Below are 19,070 nucleotides of genomic sequence, written 5' to 3'. Positions count from 1 at the left end.
CCCGTTCATCACTCATGTGTCGCAACGTTGCCGTCATGCCAGAACAAGCAAGAACGCCCCAGTCGCGCTCGGCTCAGGGCACTCAGCGAGGAACCACCTGAGCGCGGACGCCGAGGAGATCGTCGAACGCTGCCGACGCGTCCATCGTGATCACCGTGCTCGCGGTGGCCGCGGCCGTCGCGGGGATCAGCAGTTCGTACGCGCCTCGCGACTCGCCTACTCGTCGGGACATGTGCCATGAGACGGTCATGGACCCCGGTGACGTTCGTTGTGCAATCCTCAGCGGGGATCCGTTGCGTACTCCTCAACGTGGATCAAGGAACCTCAACCGGAAGGCCGGGAAAATGTCCGATGCGCATGATGACGCCAAGCTGTCCGCAGTGCTGGTCCACGGTTTGCGTCCTACGAAGGTGACCATCGTCGACTACGATCCCGCCTGGCCGGCGCGCTACGAACGGCGAGCCGCCGAGTTGCGGGCGATCCTCGGCGAGCGTGCGCGGTTGATCGAACACATCGGCTCCACCTCGGTGCCCGGCCTCCCCGCGAAGCCCATCATCGACATCGTGGTCGGCATCGACGATCCGGACGACGAGCCTGCCTACCTGCCCGATCTCGAAGCGGCAGGCTACGACCTGCGTGTTCGGGAGCCGGAGCACCGCTGCCTGCGGATCGAGGAGCCCGGCGAGCCGGTGAATCTGCACTGTTACCCGCCCGATCACGTCGAGGTGCGCCGCTACCTCGCCTTTCGTGACCGACTGCGGGCCAGCGAGAGCGACCGGGACCTGTATGCGGCCACCAAGCGCGAACTGGCACAACGGGAGTGGCGTGACATCAACTACTACGCCGAAGCCAAGGGACCTGTGATCGGCGAAATCCTCACCCGCGCGGGATGGCGGGACTAGCGACGGGCTTTCACTCAGTTGACTGCACCAAGTTGCTCAACTTCGAGACGCGAAGCCTGTCGTCCGGCTGGACTCTCCCACGAGGGGAGGCCTCATGCTACTCCCAGCGGTCCCCAGTGGTCATGAAGGTATCAGGGACGGGGACGGGGACGGGGACGGCGTGACCGTTCGCCGCGTCAGCATGAGGAGAGCGACGCATGACCATAGTGAAGGACATCGAGGCTCGCGGCATGCACCACTGCGAGACGACGGCGCTGGGAGTGCTGTTGCGGCATGAGGGACTTGATCTGTCCGAGCCCATGCTGTTCGGCCTGGGCTCGGGCCTGTCCTTCATCTATTGGGACAGCAAGGCCATGGCGTTCCCTTTTCTCGGAGGCCGCGTCAAGCCTTTCGACCTCACCAGGAACCTGGCCGCCAGGCTGGGGCTGACGTTGACGACCGAGGAGACCACCTCACCGCGCAAGGCGTGGGAGAACGTAGCCGCCCCCATCGGCGCCGGTCGACCGGTCGGCCTCCAGCTCGACTGCTACCACCTGGATTATTTCCGCTCCAAGGTGCACTTCGGCGGTCATGTCGTCGCCATGTACGGCTACGACGAGCACGACGTCCACCTTGTGGACACCGATCAGCAGGGCGGAGCGGTGCGCACCAGCCGCGCCAGCCTCGCCACGGCGCGGGCCGAACGCGGCCCGATGACCGCCAGGAACCGCTCCTTCACCATCGCCCTGCCGGCTCACCCGCTTTCCTGGCAGGCCCAGATCATCCCCGCCATCAAAGCGTGCGCCGACACCTTCCTCGCCGCTCCCATCGCGAACCTGGGCCACCGCGGCATCGAGAAAGCCGGCAAACAGGTGCCCAGATGGCTGCTACGCGCCGGCGCGCCGCAGCAGGACCTGCCGCAGGCCGCCCTTCTCATGGAGAACGGCGGCACCGGCGGTGCCCTGTTCCGCGCCCTCTATCGCGACTTCCTCGACGAGTGCACCCGGCTGATCGACGACGGCAACCTCCGCGCCGGTCACAAGCTGTACGCCGAGGCCGCCGTCCTCTGGACGGACGTGTCCACCTTGATCACGAAGGCCGGAGAGAGCGGCGACGTGGGGTGCCTCGAGCAGGCCGGCGTCATCCTCCATGATCTTTCGCGCATCGAGAAGGACGCCATGCAGATGTTGCGTCAGTTGTAGCTCAAAGGGAAAGCCGGCTGTACGGGTACGGCCTGAGTCACGCGGTGGCCTCGTTTCAAACTCGTAGCTGATCACTCTGCTGGACCTGCTACTCGCGGAAGCGGACATCGCGCGCGCAGGACTGCCCGCACGCATCAACAGGGCCACGGCAAACGCTCGTCGTCCCATGCGATACGACCACACGGCGGCAGCTCGGTGGATCAGGGATGCTCTCTATTGCGGTAATGGTCGATACGTATTTTGCCCAGGGCGGATCGCAATTTCGCGAAAGGCGAGTGTAGTCAGTCCTCGATCGGCATGAGGGTTCCATCTGGGGCGTAGGTGTGGCGGACGAGGGAATGGGTCCGCTTGAATTCGCCGACATCTGCCTGTTCGGTTGCGCTGATGTCAGGTGTTTGGAAACCGGCGCGGTACCACCAATATCAGATCAGGCCGCCTTTGTATCGGTCATCGAGGTAAGCGCGTCCGGCTTCGGCGTCGCGCGGGGAGCAGAGATAGCGGATCCAGGCCTGCTGTTCGTGCAGGACGGCGCCCATCTCCCAGACGCAGTAGGTCCCCTTGGCCGTTTCCTCGAACGATATGAGCTCGAAGCCTGCTGCAACTTTGAGGTAGGCCGTCTCCCACAACTCGTTGTCGTTCAGCCACGTGCATACGAGCAGGAGATAGGCGTCGCCGACTCGGTGGAGGATGACGAAGCCGAGATCGCCCTTGGGAGTGATCCCGCCGATCTCCGTCCGCAGGAAATCACGTGCCTCCTTCCGTACATCCTCGCCGATCTCGCGGTCCTCCCGGTGGAGGTCGTACCACTTGAAGCGAACGCCCGGCAGTTCGAGACCTTCGCCCGCCGAGAGCCGCTTGCGCACATGGGTGTAGTCCGGGGAAACGCTCGTCATGGCTCAACACTAGGGGTGCAGCATGGCCCAGGGCGAGAGCCACTTTCGATCATTTACAGCAGACCACTCTGCCATTTCAGGCCGAGCGGCTCAGGCGCGCCCCGTCCCGTCAATTGACTGAGCGTTTCCAACTTGATGGCGCAGGCAGGCAAGAATATGTCCTCGCGCTGGTGGGATCATTTCGGCGCCGGCGGAAAGTTGAAGGGAAACGGATATAGGCGCGACGACGTGGCCGGCGTTGATTACCGCCTTCCAAGTTTGCGCGCCGTCAGGCGCGCCCGAGGAAGGCGCCCGAGCGGCAGCGAGGCCCGCTCGGGGTGGGGTCCAGCAGGCCCACCCGGTAACAGGGCAACGGGTGGGTGCACCCCGCGCGACCTACTCGAAGAGCGTGCGGCCCCAGTAGTCGCCGGCGTCCCGGACGCCGGGTGGGCAGGCGAACAGGCCGCTGGAGACGTGCTTGATGTATTCGTTGAGTACGTCGCTCTTGGCCAGGTTCATCTGGACGGGGACGAACTGCTTGCGCGGGTCCCGTTGGTAGGCGATGAAGAACAGGCCCGCGTCCAGGCGGCCGAGCCCGTCGGAGCCGTCCACGAAGTTGTAGCCGCGGCGGAGCAGGTGCGCGTTGTTGTTGGAGCTCGGGTGCGCCAGCCGCACGTGGGCGTCGGCCTTGATGTACGGCTGCCCGTCCGGCCCCTTGGCCGCGAAGTCCACCGTGTCGAACTCGGCCTTCTTGCCCAGCGGCGCGCCCTCGCCCTTGTCCCGGCCGAAGATCTGCTCCTGCTCGGTGAGCGAGGTGCGGTCCCAGGTCTCGATCGCCATGCGGATCTTCCTGGTCACCATGTACGTGCCGCCCGCCATCCAGGCGCTGCCGTCCTGCGCGGAGGCCCACAGCTGGCCGCGGAGCAGGTCGGCGTCCTCCAGCTTCATGTTGTTGGTGCCGTCCTTGAAGCCCATCAGGTTGCGCGGGGTCGCTTGAGCCCGGGACGTGGACGACGTACGGCCGAAGCCGAGCTGCGACCAGCGTACGGACACCTTGCCGAAGCCGATCCTGGCCAGGTTGCGGATGGCGTGCACGGCGACCTGCGGGTCGTGGGCGCACGCCTGCACGCAGATGTCCCCGCCGGAAATTTCCGGAATAAGCTGATCTCCGGGGAATTTCGGCAGATCAGCGAGGGCCGCGGGACGCCTGTCCGCCAGCCCGAACCGGTCGTCGAACAACGACGCCCCGAACCCGATCGTCAGCGTCAGCCCGGAGGCCGGCAGTCCGAGTGCCTCGCCCGTGTCGTCGGGGGCGGCCTCGGGCGCGCCGCCCACCGCCCCGAACGACCCCGCCTCCTTGCCCTGCGTCAGCCGCGCCGCCGCGGCCGTCCACTCCTGCAGCAGTTCGACCAGCTCGGCCCGGTTCTTCGTGATGACGTCGAACGCCACGAAGTGCAGCCGGTCCTGTGCGGGCGTGACGACGCCCGCCTGGTGCTCGCCGTAGAAGGGGAAGGGGTCGGAGATCGAGGAGGCGTGCGCGACCGGCGCCTCGTCGAGCAGCGTGTTCGAGACCACGACCCCGGCCCCGACCACCGCGGCTCCGGCCGCCCCCAGCCCGAACAGCCCCCTGCGGCTCATCCGCGTGCCGCGCGAAGCGCCCATCGCCGTCACCTTCCCGCTACTTCGCGATGACCGGAGCGATCTTGCTGATCGGCTCGGCCAGCGCGTTGATCGCATCCGACAAGGTCTTCAGCTCGGCCTTGGACAGCTCGTTGTGCAACTTCCAGCCGTCGTCCTTCTGGTGCACGCCGAGCGCCGTCTCGGCCGCGGCGAACTTCTGGTCCAGCGTCTTGACCAGGTCGGGAGCCCGCTCCTCCAGCACCGGCCGGAGCGCCTGCACGGCCGCCTTGGAGCCCTCGAGGTTGGCGTCGAAGTCCCACAGGTCGGTGTGCGACCAGATGTCCTCCTCGCCGGTGATCTTCCCGGTGGCCACCTCGTCGAGCAGTTCCTTGGCGCCGTTGGCCAGGTTCAGGGGGGTCAGCTCGGCGGCGTTCGACTTGGCCACGATCGTCTTGACGTCGGCGATCAGCTTGTCGGCGATCGGGCCGTCCTTGCTGACGTCCTTCTTGATCCACAGATCCTTCTCGATCCGGTGGAAGCCGGTCCACTCCTCGCCGTCGGCCAGATCCGCCTCGCGGGCGTCGATGGCCGGGTCGAGGTCGCCGAAGATCTCCGCCACCGGCTCGATGCGCTCCCAGTACGTCCGTGAGATCGGGTACAGCTCCTTGGCCTTGTCGATCTTCTCCGCCTTGACCGCGTCCACGAACTCCTGCGTCTTGACCAGCAGCGTGTCGCTCTGCGACTTGATGTACCGCTTGTAGCCGGCGACGGCCTCGGCGAGCTTGGCGTCCTCGTTGAGCGACTTGTGCTCGCCGGTCACCTTGAGCGCGTTGCGGATGCCCTTGCCGACCATGCCGGGCTTGCACGCCGTCTCGTACGCGCCCGCCGGCAACTCGGCGATGAGCTCCCTGGTCAGCCCGGGAACGATGTTCTCGACCTCGGCCATGACCCGGTCACCGGGGGCGTACACGTAGAACTCGGTCGCCTTGCTGCCGCCGTTCGTGATCGAGAAGGTCGTGGTGCCCGCGGCGACCTCGGACGCGGCGACCTTGCACTCGGTGTCGGTCGCCGCCACGGTGACCTTCCCGGGGGCGGCGGATCCGGAGGGGGCGGCGGCGGTGCCGTTCCCTGAGCCGCAGGCGGCCAGCGTCGTGAGGGCGAGCGCGCCGAAGGACAGGCGGATGGCGGTACGCATGATGCTCCTGTTCAGGCCGCGGAGGACGCGGGTGACGGCGTGGACTTCACCCGCGGGGCGCGCAGGAAGAAGAAGAGGGTGGGAACGAGGTAGCAGGCCCAGGCGATGACCTCGGCGATGCTCGGCTGAGGCGTGATGTTCAGCATCCCCGACAGCAGCGTGCCGTACCAGGAATCGGCGGGCATGACGGAGCTGATGTCGAAGGCGTAGGAGTTCAGGCCGGGCAGGAGGTTCGCCTCCTGCAGGTCGTGCACGCCGTACTTGAAGATGCCGGCGGCCACCAGGATCAGCAGCAGCCCCGTCCAGGTGAAGAACTTGGTCAGGTTGATCTTCACGGCGCTGCGGTAGAGGCCCCAGCCGATGAGCACGGAGGTGAGCAGCCCCAAGCTGATGCCGATCAGCGGCGCCGCCGACGTGGTGGCGCCCTGCACGGAGGCGAAGAAGAGGATCGCCGTCTCCAGCCCTTCGCGGGCGACGGCGAGGAAGGCCATCACGACGACCGCGAACGAGCCCATCTCCAGCGCGTTGGAGAGCTTGCCCCGCAGCTCACCGGAGAGCGCGCGGGCCGCCCGCCGCATCCAGAAGATCATCCAGGTGACGAACGCGACGGCGAGCAGCGAGGTGATGGCGTCGAACAGCTCCTGCCCCGTGTGTCCCAGGTTCGCCGCGGTGAACGTCAGCAGCGCCCCGAACCCCACGGACAGCGCGACGGCCGCACCGACCCCCGTCCAGACTTGCGGGAGCTTGTCCTTACGGTCACTCTTGACGAGGAAGGCGACCAGGACTGAGACAACGAGTGCCGCCTCGAGACCTTCGCGCAGTCCGATGAGGTAACTGGCGAACACCGTCACTCCCACTCGCTGAAGATTTGCTGAGGAAAGCCTTACCTAAATTAGGGCAGGCGAAGCATATCTAGCGCAAGAGCCGGAAGCGACAGTGTGCGGGGCATCACGTCTGGAGGCTGCCGGCCAGCAGGTCGAGCAGGGGCTGGCGGCGTACGCACTGCTCCAGGAGGAACGAGTCGGCCAGCGCGGTCAGCTCGCCGTCGTCGAGCCCGCGGAACAGCTCGGCGTACTCGGGCAGCAGCGCCTGTGCGATGAGGATGTGCCTGATCAGGTCGTCGGTCTGGTAGCGGGCGCCCCACGGGTACGGCTCCCAGCCGGGGGCCTCGGTCTCGATCAGCGTGTGCAGCGGAGTGAGCACGTCCGCGGACTCCTCCATGGTGGAGCCCCAGCGGTCCGCGCCGAGCCGCCGCTTCTTGGCGATGAAGCCGCCGAACCTGCGCAGGTACGGCCCCGCGGCGTGCACGAGCCCCTGCAGCCCCACGTCCTTGTACGTCCACAGCGACCAGCCGGCGCCCTCGGCGTCGTAGATCGACAGCTGGTCGCGCAGGATCTGGTAGCGCTGCTCGTCCAGGGCCGGATCCCCGGTGTAGACGGGGCCGAACTCGCCCACCCACAGCGGCGTGCCCGTCTCGCGCTGGAAGCGGGAGCGCCTGGCGAAGGTCCGCTCCAGCTCGTTCCTGTCACACCACTCGCCGCGGGTGTAGCCGGGGTACGGCCCGCCGTGGGCGAAGCCCGCCAGTGCGTAGTCGTGGAGGACGAAGACCGTGTTCTCATACATCTCACGAAATATCGAGAAATCGGTGGCGTACGTGTTGCCGTCCAGGAACAGGATGTGGTGCGGGTCGGCGGCCCGCACGACCTTCACCAGCCGGTCGTAGAACGGGCCGATGACCTTGCCCGTGAGGTCGCCGGGCTCGTTGACCGGGTTGTATCCCGCGACCCAGGGATTGTCGCGGTAGTGGTCCGCGATGGCCTCCCACAGGTGCACCACCCGGTCCTGGAAGTGCCGGTGCTGCCAGAACGCGGCGACGTGCGTGGGGTTGTCGGAGTGCCAGTGCTGGTTCTGGGAGCCGGGCAGCGCGTGCAGGTCGATCACGCTGTAGATGCCGTGCGCGCCGAGCAGCCCGATCACCCGGTCGAGGTGGCGGAAGCCGCGCGGGTCGATCTCGAAGGGCCGGTCGTCGGACTCCCAGTGGCGGTAGTTGACCGGGATGCGCACGCAGTTCATGCCCAGCCCGGCCAGCAGCGCCGCGTCGTCCTCGGTGAAGAACGAGGTCAGCAGGCGGTCGAAGAACAACTCCGCCCGCTCGTCGCCCAGCACGGTGCGCACGGCGTACCGCATGGAGCTCTCGTTGGCGGGATAGCCGGTGATGAAGTTCTCCATGTTCATCCAGCCCCCGAGACCCACCCCGCGTAGCCGTACCGGCGTGGCGCCGTCCTTGACGAGCTGGGCTCCGGATACTTGCAGCATGTAGGTCATCCCTTCGTCGCACCCGCGGTGAGACCACCGACCAGGTGACGTTCCGCAACGGCGTAGAACCCGAGCGCGGGCACCATGGCCAGGACGAGATAGGCCAGGATGCGGGCGGTATCGGAGGCGTACTGGCCCTGGAATTGCTGGATGCCCAGCGGCAGCGTCCAGCTTGACTCCTCGTTGAAGACCACGAGCGGCAGCATGAACTGGTTCCAGCTGCCCACGAGGGCGAGGACCGAGACGGTGGCGATGGCGGGCCTGGCCATCGGCAGCAGGATCCGCCAGAAGAACCCGAACGGGCTGCAGCCGTCGATGATGGCCGCCTCCTCCACCTCGCCCGGGATGCTACGGAAGAAGCCGCGCAGGATGATGATCGTCAACGGCAGGCCGAAGGCCGCCTGGGTGAGGATCACCCCGAACGGGTTGCCCAGCAGGCCGAACGAGCGCAGCAGCACGAAGATCGGCAGGATGGCCACCGCGAACGGGAACATCAGCCCCGCCGTGAACAACGTGAAGAACAACTCCCTGCCGCGGAAGGCGAACCTGGCGAAGACGAACCCCGCCAGCGCCGACACCCCGACGGTCAGCACGGTCGTCAGGACCGCGATGAACGTGCTGTTCCAGAGCTGCAGCCAGAACGAGCCCGAGCCGAGCACGTCGGTGTAGTTGGCCGGCACCCACGTTTCGGGCAGCCCGAACGGGTTGGTGGACAGCTCGCTGGTGGACTTGAAGCCGCCGATCAGCGCGTAGATCACCGGGACGATGACGAACGCGCCGACGATCCACGCGACCGCGTGCAGCGGCAGGGTGTTGCGCCGCGGCGTGCGCTTCTTGCGATGGATCATCGGCGCTCTCCCATCGAGGTGGTCGCGCCCGCCAGGTCCCGGCGCATCACGAAACGCTGGTAGACGAGGGCGAAGACGAGGCTGAGCAGGAACATCACGACGCTGATCGCGCTGGCGTAGCCGACCTGGGAGCGCTTGAAACCCCAGTCCATCATGGTGACGGCCATCGTCTCGGAGGAGTGCGAAGGGCCGCCCTGGGTGAGGATCCAGACCAGGTCGAAGAGCTGGATGGTGTAGATGACGGACAGGAAGACGCTGATCCGGATCGTCGGCCCGAGCAGCGGCAGCGTGATGTGCCGGAACGTCTTCCAGCTCGTGGCGCCGTCGATCTGGGCGGCCTCGATGAGCTCGTTCGGGATGTTCTGCCGCCCGGCCAGATAGATCATCATGTGGAAGCCGAAATATTTCCACGTCATGACGAGGAAGAGCGACGGCATCACGGTGTCGGGGTTGGCCAGCCACTCCGAGTCGAGCCCGAACACCGACAGGAGCCGGTTCGCCATGCCCGACTCGGGCGAGAGGATCAGCGAGAACAGCACGCCCGTGATGACCTCGGAGAGCACGTACGGCGCGAAGAACACCACCCGGTAGAGCGCGCGCCCGCGGATCCGCTGGTTCAGCAGCATCGCGATGGCCAGCGAGAACGGCAGCTGGATGCAGACCGACAGCAGTACGAGGACCAGCAGGTGCCACAGGTCCTGCCCGAAAATTTCGGTGCCGAAGAGCCGGGTGAAGTTGTCCAGCCCGATGAAGTTGCTCGGCAGGCCGCCGAACCCGTTCCACCTGAACACGCTGGAGTAGAACGCCACCAGGATCGGCGCGACGACGAGCAGCAGGAAGAGGACCAGGGCGGGCAGCAGGAACAGGGCGATGGTCACCCAGCGGCCGCGCCGCCTGGCGGCAGGGGCGGGGGCCGGACGCTGAACCGCCTCCGGCCCTCTGATGAGTGTCGTCATCCTTCGCTCTTGGCCACTTCGGTGATGTCCTTGCCCGCTTCCTCCGGCGTCTTCGTACCGGCGATGAGCTCGGCCACGCTGTCGTTGACCTGCTGGCCGACGGCGGGCGGATAGGCCTGGTCCAGGTAGAGCTGGTAGCCGCCGGCCGCGGCGAGCAGGGTCGCCACCTGCTTGAGGTTGGCGTCCTTCACCGCGCTCTCCTCGCCCTTGAGCACCGGCAGCACGCCGCCGGACTCCACGGCCTTGGAGTGGTTGCCCATCTCGGTCATGAACTTCACGAAGTCCAGGGCCTCCGCAGGGGCGTCCGCGCCCACGGCCAGCCCGCCGCCACCGCCGAACGCGTCACTGATCGAGCCCTTGCCGCCCTCGACCGCGGGGAAGGGGAAGAAGCCCAGGTCGTCGCCGAGCCCCTTGCCGGAGTCCTTCTGCACGGCGGGCGCCCACTGGCCCATCAGCTCCATGGCGGCCTTGCCGTTCGAGACCGTGGCCGACTGGCCGTCGGGGGTGGAGTACGCCGCGCCGAGGAAGCCCTTCTGGAACGGCTGCAGGTCCGCGAGCGCCTTGACCTGCTGGCCGGCGGCCACGAAGTCGGGCTTGGTGAAGTCGTGGTCGGTGGCCGCCTGCTTGAGCGCGTCGAGGCCGGCGATGCGCATGGCGAGGTACGCCCAGTAGTAGTGGCCCGGCCACTTCTCCTTGCCGGCCAGGGCGATCGGGGTGACGCCCGCCGCCTTGAGCTTCTTGACGTCCTCGAGGAACGCCGACCACGTGGCGGGCGGCTCGGTGATGCCCGCCTTGGCGAAAAGTTTCTTGTTGTACCAGAAACCGACCAGGCCGATGTCGGTCGGCAGCCCGTACGTCTTGCCGTCGAACTGGTACGCGCTCAGCGCCGCCGGCGTGAAGGTGGGCAGGACGTCGGCGACGTCGCTGGAGATGTCCTTGACCAGCCCCGCGTCGATCTGCTGCCTGAGCACGCCGCCGCCCCAGGTCGCGAAGATGTCGGGCGCCTTGCCCGACTGCGTGATCGTGGTGAGCTTGGCCTTGTACGCGTCGTTCTCCAGGACCGTGGCCTTGATGGTGACGTCGGGATGCTTGGCCATGTACTCCTTGGCCCGCTGCGCCCAGAGCGACTTGAGCGGCTCGGCGGTCGACAGGTGCCACCATTCGAGCGTGACCTTGGCGGGCGAGCCACCCTGCTGAGGAGCCGTGCTGCTGCCCCCACCGCCGCCACCGCCGCAGCCGGCCATGAGCACTGCGGTCGCGATCAACACCAGACTGCGTTTCATCCAGGGGTCCCTTCCTCAGAAGTGGCCCGGCGCTCCTCCACGTGACTCATGGGGCACTGTGAGTCGCACCGGAAGAAAGTTTCGTAACTCCCCCGATAATTTCGCTGCCTGGATCGTAGGTAGACGGTATGGAAAGCGTCAACACCTCGAGTGGGAGCGATCCCAAACCGAAACTTTCGGCTAAACTCCCGAACGTGTCAGCGAAGCGGCGGGTGACGATCGCACTGATCGCGGAGGAGGCCGGAGTCTCCATCCCGACGGTGTCCAAGGTCATCAACGGACGTCCAGAGGTCGCTCCGGCGACCCGCCATCGAGTCGAACGACTCCTGCAGGAGCACGGTTACCAGCGGCGCATCAGCCAGGACGACACCCCGGCCGGCCTGGTCGACCTGGTGTTCGCCGAGATCGAGTCGCCATGGGCCATGGAGATCGTGCGCGGCGCGGAGGGCGCGGCCCACGAGGCCGGGGCCAGCGTGGTCATCTCCGTCCTGCACACCCATGCGGGCCCGGGCCGCGACTGGCTCGAACGCCTGGCCGCCCGCAGGACCGACGGCGTGGTCATCGTCGCCTCGCGCCTGTCCACCGGCATCCAGGCCCAGCTCAGCGCGCGCTCGCTGCCGTTCGCGGTGGTGGACCCGGAGGGCGAGCCCGCCCCCGGCGTCGTCTCGGTCGGGGCCACCAACTGGAACGGCGGCCTGGCCGCGACCCGCCACCTGCTGGAGCTCGGCCACCGCCGGATCGGCATGATCAGCGGCCCGACCGACATGCTCTGCAGCCAGGCCAGGGTGGACGGATACCGGGCGGCGCTGGAGACAGCGGGGGTGCCGATCGCGCCCGAGCTGATCCGGCGCGGCACGTTCCTGGTGGAGTCCGGCCACGACGAGGGCCACGCGCTCCTCTCGCTCGACAAGCCTCCGACGGCCATCTTCGCGGGCAGCGACCTGATGGCGTTCGGCGTGTTCGAGGCCGCCCGCCAGCGGGGGCTCCGCGTGCCGGAGGACTTGAGCGTGGTGGGCTTCGACGATCTGCCCCTGTCGAAGTCGGCCTGGCCGCCCTTGACGACGGTACGCCAGCCGCTGCAGGAGATGGCGGCGCTGGCCACGCGTACGGTGCTGGCGATGGGCCGGGGAGAGGCACCGGAGACGAAACGCGTGGAACTGGCCACGGAGCTGATCGTCCGAGACAGCACGGCCCGCTACGAGTAAGGGTTCGGGGTAGGTGGGTCGGGAGCACCCACCCGTTGCCCTGTTACCGGGTGGGCCTGCTGGACCCCGCCCCGATCCAAAGGTCGGGGAAGTGAGACGACGCCCTTGATGGGCCCGGCGAGTTCCTCCAACGTCTCGGGCACGATGTAAGGGCGGACTGCTCCGTATCCCCTGGCCTCCATGTCACCAGTGTGACCCAGCCGAGTCCTAATGCGCAGGTCGATCTTGCTAACGGATGTACTGACAACAGCTATGAAGAGCCATGGGTCTGTCGCCGATGAGCACTGGGCCGGTAGTGGTTGGTCTGTCAGCAGCGAAGGGCTGATCAGGCGTCCAGCGGTCTCTTGACAAGGCCCACGTCGGACTGTGATTCCCGCTCGACCACGGTCCGAGCGTGACTGCCAGCACAGGCGAGATGTGACCCCAAGGGTACGAGGTGATCCTGATCGCCCGTCCAGTCAGCGGCCAGCCGGAGGCCTACGACGAGGCCGGGCGATGTTCGCTGGGTCGACCCGGAGACCTTCAAACTCTGGACATTCACCCCACGCAATGGCGGCAGCTCAACGACTACCAAGAGCGCAGTTATCCCCACATCGATTGACCTGACGCCGTTGTGCCGGGGCTCACTTAGAGCGTGTCCCGTGATCATATGATGGCGGTGGGCAGGAGAGGTCCCCGCCAGCAAGGTCACCGATTTCGCCAGGGCTCCCTGGCGACTGCGCGATTACGGGGGCGGAAGTCGGAGCCGCATGGTGGAGCAAACACTGAGGAAACACGTCCCGCCCTAGAACTGTGGCTCGACATCTGATTTTTCGGACTTCCACAGAGGGAGACTTCATGGTTTCGCGTCGAGCGGTAGTGGCTCGCATCGCCTCGGTGGCATGCGCGGCGCTGGCTCTGAGCGTGGCCGCGCCCGCCACCGCCTCGATATCTGCCGACCCCGTCAAGGTCGGGGACGTGCAGAAGGCGATGGAAGACTTGGTGAAGACCGGCCACGTGGTGGGCGCCATCGGCGAGGTGTACGTGGACAGCAAGCGGGTCGGGGACGGATCGGCCGGGTCCCGCCTGCTCTACGGCAAGGACGGCGCGATCCCCTCGAACGCCCGCTACCGGATCGGCTCGCAGACCAAGGGCATGACCGCCACCGTGGTGCTGCAACTGGTCAAGGAAGGCAAGCTGAGCCTGGACGACAAACTCAGCGCGGTCCTGCCGGAGGTGGCGGAAAAGGACCTGGTGGAGCGGGCCGACGAGATCACGGTACGCAACCTGATCCAGTTGACCTCAGGCATCCCCGACTACATCGGCGCGGACAAGGATCCCTGGGACCCCACACACGAAACCGCCTGACCGACCTGCTGGCGGCCTCGCGCAAGAACCCCGGCCTGTGGAGGTCGGGACCTTCACCTACGCCAACACCAACTACATCCTGCTCGGCATGATCATCGAGAAACTGGCCGGAAGGTCACTGGCGGCCGAACTCAACCGCAGGCTCTTCGCCCCGCTCGGAATGCGCGATACCTACCTGCCCGCAAAGGCGCCCGAGGGCATCAAGGGCCCGCACGGGCACGGCTACGCCCCGGACAAGACGGGCACGCTGCGCGATGTCGACAAGCTCACGTCACCACCATGCTCGGCGCCGGCGGTGTGGTCTCCACCGCGCGCGACACGGGCGCCTTCCAGCGCGCCTCCGCCAGGGCAGGCTCCTGCCGGAGTCCTTGCGCAAAGTGATCATCGATCCGGCGCCGGGCATGCCGCCGCTGCCTTCGGGCGGCCCATGCGCCGGCAACCCCGAGTTCGCCCCAGGCGGCCGGGCAGCGCCCCCGGCTTCACCGCCGCGACCTACCCCTCCTCCGACGGCCGCCTACAGTTCGCCGTGTCCCTGACACCGGCCATGGACGATGCCGAGCGCAGCACCATGCCGCAACGCATCACCGAGGCCCTCAAATCGGTGTTCTGTCCGGCGACGCAGCCAAGATAACCGGTGTAGCGCTCGCTTTTACCGATTTGAACAGGTTGCATTTCGTCGGTGCTGCCGGGAGCGGCGGTCAGCGTGCGATGAATCGTGAGAAGAGCGCAGAAATCCGTCTGTGTTCACGTTCACTCGCACGGGCGATCTCGTCCCGGCAAGTCTTGTGGCCAGGCGAGCAGCTGCGAAAGGAGCGTCCTTAATTGGCGCCGTTGTTCTCCCGGAAAACGTCACGTAGGTTCCGGCTATGCGTCGTCGATAGCAAGGGAGAAATCGTGCCCGAACTCGTGGCACCCCAGCTCGTCGTCAACAGCCGGATGATCTACTTCGGGTGGGTGCCGGCCGAACCCGATGCCGTCGCGGCACTGGTGCCCGACGGTTTGAAGCCGATGGCCAACCGGCAGGTCTTCATGAACCAGTACGTCGTCGACCGGCCCGAGCAGACCTCCGGGTTCGGCGCGTACTCGCTGACGTATATCGGGCCCGACCTGGAGGATGCCTACGCGCCCGACGGCGTGACCCCCGGCCGCTGGTGGACACACTATTTCAACTCGAGTGCGGTGGTACGCGAGTACGCGGCCGCACGAGGAGTGCCAGCCACTCCCGGCCGTACCACGATCGAGGTCCAGGGGAAGACACTGGTCGCGACGACCGAGTCCGACGGTGTGCCGGTGATCCGCACAACCGCACGGGTCGGGCACACCGGTACAGCGGTCAACCGCGGGCAGCTGCGGTACATCACCGAGGTCGACGGGCAGAGGATCAGCGGACTCTATCCGTTCGTGGCGGAGCCGGTCGATCCGTTTGAGATCGTCTCGCTGGAGTTCCTGGAGCCGAGCCACTCCGTCTACGCGCTCCGACCCGCTGACCCGCTGCAGATCGTGTGGGGGTTCTACTCGCCCAGGTCTTCCTTCACCTACCCGGGCGGCGAGTCGGTGATGGACTGATCAGGCTCCCGGCAGAGTTCTGAGTCGTTGCCCCTTAGGGAGAGGGCGAGGGGCAACGACCACAGGGGCGTGACCTCGATCCTGCGCGCTACGCCGAGGCTCGCCAGCCCCACGAGCGGTGACTTCGGGCCGGTGCAGGTTTCGGCATGAGCCCGAAGCGCTGTGCGTCTGCTGGAGCCCGCCCCAAGCGGGCCTCGCTTCAGTGAGAGCCCTATGAGGGCGCGTGTCGGAGGTGCTGGGATTCTTCAGGCCATGACAGCTGGTTGGAACGGCATGGAGGTCGTCTTCCAGCGTGTCGGCGTCGACCGTATGAACGAAGTCCTGAGCGTGCTCGATGAGGCGGCGGGATGGCTCAACGCACGCGGGATCAGCCAGTGGCCTGCGCGTTTTGAGGCCGCATGGGTTGAGGAAGCCATCTGTCGAGGCGAGACGTGGCTGGTGGCTGCCGGGGGCAAGGTGGCGGGGACGGTCACCATGGACTGGTCGGATCCGCTGTGGGCGGATCTCGACGGCTCGGCGGGATATGTGCACCGCATGGCCGTGCGCCGATGGGCGGCGGGGCTCGGGGGCTGCATTCTCGACTGGGCGGCCGATGCCGCACGGCAGCGCGGCGCCAACGCCCTGCGGTTGGACTGCGTGAAGTCCAATGATCGGCTGCGTGCCTACTACGAGGCCCACGGCTTCGCGCACCGCGGAGACGTGCCGGTGGGTGGTGCTCCTGGTCAGCGGCTGCAGGAGGGGCCGGTCATCTGGGTCGGCCGCTATGAGCTGGCCCTCCGGCGCACGCCCTTGAGGGCCTGTCCCGTAGATCTCTGACGGGATGCCCGCCGATCTTGGCTTCCCAGATGTGGGAGGGTGGAAGATCGTGACCAGTTCCGATCAAACGCCACGTCCAGGCCGTGCTGCTGCCCGTCGCCTGATCCTTGTCTCGGGGCAAGAAGGCGCGGGTAAGACTACGATCGTCCGCGCCCTGTTGCCCCACACGCCGAACGGCGCACGGATCGATGCCGAAGACCTGGGCCAGGTCAATCCATGTCTCTTCGACGACGCGTTCTGGCAACTGCTTCGAGCCAACGTTGCCGCCCTCGTTCGCAACTACTGGAATGCCGGCTTCGAGAATGTCATCGCGGGGAGCTTCTTCAAAACACGCGATGACTTTCTGCGCTTTCGCGAGCTCGTCCCGGAGGCCGACGAGGTGTTCATGGTCCAGTTGCTCGTGCAGCCAGAGGAACGCCAGCACCGGCGCCTCACCCGCGCCAAGCAGACCACACAGGAGTGGCGTGACAGTGTGGATCAATTCGACACCGTCGACACGACGCTCGCGGTCAATCAGGACGGCTATCGCTACCTCGCTGTCGACGGCACAGGAATGACGCCCGAGCAGACGGTGGCCGTGATCGTGCGCGAGTTCCCAGAGATCTACGGCGCACGACTCTCAACCATCTAGCTGTAGGTCGTGAAAGCGCACCAGGGCCTGTCCCGTAGATTTTGTCGGCTGAAGAACGGCTTTGCCGGCAGATGGGAAGATTACGAAGGTCGTACCCGCTCAACGGAAGAGAATCCTCAGCATGGCCGTCATTCACCACACCGCACTCAAGCCGACCAAGCTGGAACTGCTCACCTCCTGGCTACCCTCCCGGCAGTGGTACCGCGGCGGCGCGGGCGAACCAAGCCTGGCCAAGGCCGGCGGCTTCCGGCTGGACGACCCGGAGGGTGCGGTCGGGATCGAGTTCATGGTGGTCACCGATGCCTCCGGCACTCACCCGACCCCCTACCTGGTGCCGCTCACCTATCGCGGTGCCCCGCTCGACGGGGCGGAGCACGCCCTCGTCGGCACCATGGAGCACGGTGTGCTGGGGCGGCGCTGGGCCTACGACGGCTGCCACGACCCGGTGCTGGTCGCCCAGTTGCTGGCCCTGATCGAGGGGCGGGTCCAGGCCCAGGACCAGAACACCAGCGACACTCCCGACCGGGAGGTCACCCGCTCCTACCTGGGTGACGGCCTCGCCCAGACGGACTTCACCACCACCACCGACGACCAAGAGGGCACTGAGCTGCCTGCGCCGCATGGTACGGCCCTCCGCTTGCACCGGGTCCTGCGCCCCGCCCCGGAGAGCGGGCCTCTCCTTCCATCGGAAGCGACCGGCCACGTCGCCGGCTCCTGGCACATGCCGGACGGCACCCGCGCGCGGGGGCTGTTCGTTGTCTTGCGCACCGGCCCTGGTGCCTAGTACCACAGCAGGCAACCGATGGTCCCAGGCGACGTGGCAGGGATGACGGTCAGATAGCGGAGCAGCTCCTCGACGGCGTTGGTGCAACTAATGGTTGCGCAATGTCGGCGTTCCGGATAGCCTCATGTGCAACCAAAGGTTGCAGGAGGGTGGCATGGAGTTCGGAACCATCGAGCGCGAGATCTACATCGAGGCGTCGCCTGAGATTGTCTTCGAGGTGGTGAGCAGTCCCGACCACCTCAAGGAGTGGTGGCCGGACGACGCCCGGTACGAGCCAATGCCCGGGTCGGCGGGAGAGATCGTCTTCGGTGACCGCGACGCCGGCGGGGCAGTGGTGTCGTTCACTGTTGTCGACGCGCGGCCGCCGCGGACGTTCTCGTTCCGCTGGACGCACCCGGCCGGCGAGGTCGCGACGGAGGGCAACTCCCTGCTGGTCACCTTCGACCTGACCCCGTCGGGCCGGGGGACGCTGCTCAAGATGACCGAGACCGGCTTCAGCGAGATGGGCTGGGAGATCGCCGTCCTCGAGCAGCAGTACCAGGAGCACGTCACCGGCTGGGACTTCTATCTGCCGCGGCTGGCACCGTACGTCGCGACGCTGGAGCTGCGGCCATGAGCACAGTGGTGGCCGAGAAGGTCGACGACGATCTCTGGTCCGCGATCGGGGACCCGACCCGGCGCCGAATGCTCGACCTGCTGCTCATCGAGGTCGACGGCACCGCGACCACGCTGGCCCAGCAGCTGCCGGTCACCCGTCAGGCGGTGGCCAAGCACCTCGGCGTCCTCGAGCGGGTCGGACTGGTCCGGGCGACTCCGGCGGGCCGGGAGAAGCGGTATCGGGTGGACGACGCCCAGCTCGCTCGCGCGGTGGCCCAGCTGTCGTCGGTCGGGGCGGCGTGGGACGCCCGGCTGCAGCGGATCAAGCGGATCGCCGAGGCGATCCAGCACGCCCAACAGGGCTGACAACAAAACTGGCGAGATCAAGGAGAGCCGAGATGGCGGACATTCTGCACAGGGTCGGGGTCAAGACCCCGACGCCGGAGAAGGTGTACGACGCGCTGACGACCGTCGAGGGCCTCGCCGGCTGGTGGACCGTCGACACGAAGGGGAGCGGCGACGTCGGCGGCGTGCTCGAGTTCCGGTTCCCGGTCGGTGGCTTCGACATGGAGGTCGTCGAGCTACGGCCGTCCGAGCGGGTGGCGTGGCGGGTGGTCGACGGTCCCGAGGAATGGATCGGGACGACGATCGACTGGGACCTCCGCCAGGACGGCGACTACACGATCGTGCTGTTCAAGCACCAGGGCTGGAAGGAGCCGGTGGAGTTCATGCATCACTGCAGCACCAAGTGGGGCTCGTTCCTGATGAGCCTGAAGTCCCTGGTGGAGAACGGCGAAGGCGCGCCGGCGCCGCAGGACGTGCAGATCAGCGACTGGCACTGAGCCGGCCCCCGCGTTCATCCCTACACCGAAGCAGTCCATGGCCGGGCACACCGGCGATCCGCTCCGGGCGGCCTGACGTTCGTCCCCCGCTCGACGACCGCAGACGGCC

The 19,070-nt window shown here is 67.0% G+C and carries 23 protein-coding genes; 14 read left to right on the top strand and 9 right to left on the bottom strand.

Annotated elements, in window-relative coordinates; all coding sequences use genetic code 11:
- Positions 1-82: 82 nt before the first annotated feature.
- Positions 83-232 carry a hypothetical protein gene (locus ABN273_RS21050; RefSeq protein WP_349450637.1) on the bottom strand — a complete coding sequence of 50 codons (150 nt, stop codon included), beginning with the start codon at positions 230-232 and terminating at the stop codon, positions 83-85.
- A gap of 178 nt (positions 233-410) precedes the next feature.
- Here ABN273_RS21050 and ABN273_RS21045 point away from each other — a divergent pair, with 178 nt between their 5' ends.
- From ABN273_RS21045 to ABN273_RS59525, 3 genes are all read left to right on the top strand, one after another.
- Positions 411-902, top strand: coding sequence for a GrpB family protein (locus ABN273_RS21045; protein ID WP_349450636.1), 492 nt, complete (start codon positions 411-413; stop codon positions 900-902).
- Between the two features lie 197 nt (positions 903-1,099).
- A complete protein-coding gene (locus ABN273_RS21040) occupies positions 1,100-2,083 on the top strand; it encodes a BtrH N-terminal domain-containing protein (protein ID WP_349450635.1) in 984 nt (327 codons plus the stop codon).
- A 67-nt stretch (positions 2,084-2,150) separates the two neighbouring features.
- Positions 2,151-2,384, top strand: coding sequence for a hypothetical protein (locus ABN273_RS59525; protein ID WP_502911089.1), 234 nt, complete (start codon positions 2,151-2,153; stop codon positions 2,382-2,384).
- A 121-nt stretch (positions 2,385-2,505) separates the two neighbouring features.
- Here the strand turns inward: ABN273_RS59525 and ABN273_RS21035 are convergent, their stop codons facing one another.
- The 8 genes from ABN273_RS21035 to ABN273_RS21000 all read right to left on the bottom strand — a co-directional run bounded on the left by ABN273_RS21035 (position 2,506) and on the right by ABN273_RS21000 (position 11,173).
- Positions 2,506-2,946 (bottom strand): hypothetical protein, encoded by a 441-nt coding sequence (locus ABN273_RS21035; protein WP_349450634.1) that lies wholly within the window; start codon positions 2,944-2,946, stop codon positions 2,506-2,508.
- 405 nt (positions 2,947-3,351) lie between these two features.
- Entirely contained in the window at positions 3,352-4,617 is a 1,266-nt protein-coding gene (gene efeB, locus ABN273_RS21030; RefSeq protein WP_349450633.1) for an iron uptake transporter deferrochelatase/peroxidase subunit, read from the bottom strand.
- Between the two features lie 16 nt (positions 4,618-4,633).
- Positions 4,634-5,770: an iron uptake system protein EfeO gene (gene efeO, locus ABN273_RS21025; protein WP_349450632.1), complete on the bottom strand. Its 1,137-nt coding sequence runs from the start codon at positions 5,768-5,770 to the stop codon at positions 4,634-4,636.
- Between the two features lie 11 nt (positions 5,771-5,781).
- The gene (gene efeU / locus ABN273_RS21020; protein WP_349450631.1) at positions 5,782-6,615 is read right to left on the bottom strand and encodes an iron uptake transporter permease EfeU; all 834 of its coding nucleotides are present in this window, start codon (positions 6,613-6,615) and stop codon (positions 5,782-5,784) included.
- A 103-nt stretch (positions 6,616-6,718) separates the two neighbouring features.
- The gene (locus ABN273_RS21015) at positions 6,719-8,086 is read right to left on the bottom strand and encodes a glycoside hydrolase family 5 protein (RefSeq protein WP_349450630.1); all 1,368 of its coding nucleotides are present in this window, start codon (positions 8,084-8,086) and stop codon (positions 6,719-6,721) included.
- Between the two features lie 5 nt (positions 8,087-8,091).
- Positions 8,092-8,934 carry a carbohydrate ABC transporter permease gene (locus tag ABN273_RS21010; RefSeq protein ID WP_349450629.1) on the bottom strand — a complete coding sequence of 281 codons (843 nt, stop codon included), beginning with the start codon at positions 8,932-8,934 and terminating at the stop codon, positions 8,092-8,094.
- Positions 8,931-9,890 carry a carbohydrate ABC transporter permease gene (locus tag ABN273_RS21005; protein WP_349450628.1) on the bottom strand — a complete coding sequence of 320 codons (960 nt, stop codon included), beginning with the start codon at positions 9,888-9,890 and terminating at the stop codon, positions 8,931-8,933. Before ABN273_RS21005 ends, ABN273_RS21010 begins: the two co-directional genes overlap by 4 nt.
- On the bottom strand, positions 9,887-11,173 hold the full coding sequence (locus ABN273_RS21000; RefSeq protein WP_349450627.1) for an extracellular solute-binding protein: 1,287 nt from the start codon (positions 11,171-11,173) through the stop codon (positions 9,887-9,889). Before ABN273_RS21000 ends, ABN273_RS21005 begins: the two co-directional genes overlap by 4 nt.
- Positions 11,174-11,367: 194 nt before the next feature.
- Between ABN273_RS21000 and ABN273_RS20995 the strand changes: the two genes are divergently transcribed.
- The 11 genes from ABN273_RS20995 to ABN273_RS20945 all read left to right on the top strand — a co-directional run bounded on the left by ABN273_RS20995 (position 11,368) and on the right by ABN273_RS20945 (position 18,961).
- The gene (locus ABN273_RS20995) at positions 11,368-12,378 is read left to right on the top strand and encodes a LacI family DNA-binding transcriptional regulator (protein ID WP_349450626.1); all 1,011 of its coding nucleotides are present in this window, start codon (positions 11,368-11,370) and stop codon (positions 12,376-12,378) included.
- Positions 12,379-12,814: 436 nt separating this feature from the next.
- A complete protein-coding gene (locus ABN273_RS20990; RefSeq protein ID WP_349450625.1) occupies positions 12,815-12,979 on the top strand; it encodes a hypothetical protein in 165 nt (54 codons plus the stop codon).
- Between the two features lie 236 nt (positions 12,980-13,215).
- Entirely contained in the window at positions 13,216-13,725 is a 510-nt protein-coding gene (locus tag ABN273_RS20985; RefSeq protein WP_349450624.1) for a serine hydrolase domain-containing protein, read from the top strand.
- A 37-nt stretch (positions 13,726-13,762) separates the two neighbouring features.
- Positions 13,763-14,356 (top strand): serine hydrolase, encoded by a 594-nt coding sequence (locus tag ABN273_RS20980; RefSeq protein ID WP_349450623.1) that lies wholly within the window; start codon positions 13,763-13,765, stop codon positions 14,354-14,356.
- Positions 14,357-14,619: 263 nt separating this feature from the next.
- The gene (locus tag ABN273_RS20975) at positions 14,620-15,291 is read left to right on the top strand and encodes an acetoacetate decarboxylase family protein (RefSeq protein ID WP_349450622.1); all 672 of its coding nucleotides are present in this window, start codon (positions 14,620-14,622) and stop codon (positions 15,289-15,291) included.
- Between the two features lie 273 nt (positions 15,292-15,564).
- Positions 15,565-16,107: a GNAT family N-acetyltransferase gene (locus tag ABN273_RS20970; RefSeq protein WP_349450621.1), complete on the top strand. Its 543-nt coding sequence runs from the start codon at positions 15,565-15,567 to the stop codon at positions 16,105-16,107.
- 49 nt (positions 16,108-16,156) lie between these two features.
- A complete protein-coding gene (locus ABN273_RS20965; RefSeq protein ID WP_349450620.1) occupies positions 16,157-16,738 on the top strand; it encodes a P-loop nucleotide/nucleoside kinase family protein in 582 nt (193 codons plus the stop codon).
- A 121-nt stretch (positions 16,739-16,859) separates the two neighbouring features.
- Positions 16,860-17,522, top strand: a complete 663-nt coding sequence (locus ABN273_RS20960; RefSeq protein ID WP_349450619.1) for a maltokinase N-terminal cap-like domain-containing protein — start codon at positions 16,860-16,862, stop codon at positions 17,520-17,522.
- 154 nt (positions 17,523-17,676) lie between these two features.
- Positions 17,677-18,138 carry an SRPBCC family protein gene (locus ABN273_RS20955; protein ID WP_349450618.1) on the top strand — a complete coding sequence of 154 codons (462 nt, stop codon included), beginning with the start codon at positions 17,677-17,679 and terminating at the stop codon, positions 18,136-18,138.
- On the top strand, positions 18,135-18,485 hold the full coding sequence (locus tag ABN273_RS20950; protein ID WP_349450617.1) for an ArsR/SmtB family transcription factor: 351 nt from the start codon (positions 18,135-18,137) through the stop codon (positions 18,483-18,485). The genes ABN273_RS20955 and ABN273_RS20950 overlap by 4 nt, the downstream gene beginning before the upstream one ends.
- A 32-nt stretch (positions 18,486-18,517) precedes the next feature.
- Entirely contained in the window at positions 18,518-18,961 is a 444-nt protein-coding gene (locus ABN273_RS20945; RefSeq protein ID WP_349450616.1) for an SRPBCC family protein, read from the top strand.
- Positions 18,962-19,070 lie beyond the last annotated feature (109 nt).

Source organism: Nonomuraea sp. B19D2, assembly GCF_040137845.1.
In the GTDB taxonomy this organism is placed as follows: Bacteria; Actinomycetota; Actinomycetes; order Streptosporangiales; family Streptosporangiaceae; genus Nonomuraea.
The sequence above is the reverse complement of the archived record's forward strand: the minus strand, read 5'-3'. Positions and strand labels throughout refer to the sequence as shown.

Excerpts from the sequence above, each read along its gene's own strand:
- ABN273_RS20985 (WP_349450624.1), top strand. The coding sequence starts at position 13,216 with ATGGTTTCGCGTCGAGCGGTAGTGGCTCGCATCGCCTCGGTGGCATGC.
- ABN273_RS21015 (WP_349450630.1), bottom strand. The coding sequence starts at position 8,086 with ATGCTGCAAGTATCCGGAGCCCAGCTCGTCAAGGACGGCGCCACGCCG.
- ABN273_RS21005 (WP_349450628.1), bottom strand. The coding sequence starts at position 9,890 with ATGACGACACTCATCAGAGGGCCGGAGGCGGTTCAGCGTCCGGCCCCC.
- efeO (WP_349450632.1), bottom strand. The coding sequence starts at position 5,770 with ATGCGTACCGCCATCCGCCTGTCCTTCGGCGCGCTCGCCCTCACGACG.
- ABN273_RS20960 (WP_349450619.1), top strand. The coding sequence starts at position 16,860 with ATGGCCGTCATTCACCACACCGCACTCAAGCCGACCAAGCTGGAACTG.
- ABN273_RS21040 (WP_349450635.1), top strand. The coding sequence starts at position 1,100 with ATGACCATAGTGAAGGACATCGAGGCTCGCGGCATGCACCACTGCGAG.
- ABN273_RS21000 (WP_349450627.1), bottom strand. The coding sequence starts at position 11,173 with ATGAAACGCAGTCTGGTGTTGATCGCGACCGCAGTGCTCATGGCCGGC.
- ABN273_RS21050 (WP_349450637.1), bottom strand. The coding sequence starts at position 232 with ATGTCCCGACGAGTAGGCGAGTCGCGAGGCGCGTACGAACTGCTGATC.
- ABN273_RS20950 (WP_349450617.1), top strand. The coding sequence starts at position 18,135 with ATGAGCACAGTGGTGGCCGAGAAGGTCGACGACGATCTCTGGTCCGCG.
- ABN273_RS21010 (WP_349450629.1), bottom strand. The coding sequence starts at position 8,934 with ATGATCCATCGCAAGAAGCGCACGCCGCGGCGCAACACCCTGCCGCTG.
- efeB (WP_349450633.1), bottom strand. The coding sequence starts at position 4,617 with ATGGGCGCTTCGCGCGGCACGCGGATGAGCCGCAGGGGGCTGTTCGGG.
- ABN273_RS20955 (WP_349450618.1), top strand. The coding sequence starts at position 17,677 with ATGGAGTTCGGAACCATCGAGCGCGAGATCTACATCGAGGCGTCGCCT.
- ABN273_RS20970 (WP_349450621.1), top strand. The coding sequence starts at position 15,565 with ATGGAGGTCGTCTTCCAGCGTGTCGGCGTCGACCGTATGAACGAAGTC.
- ABN273_RS20945 (WP_349450616.1), top strand. The coding sequence starts at position 18,518 with ATGGCGGACATTCTGCACAGGGTCGGGGTCAAGACCCCGACGCCGGAG.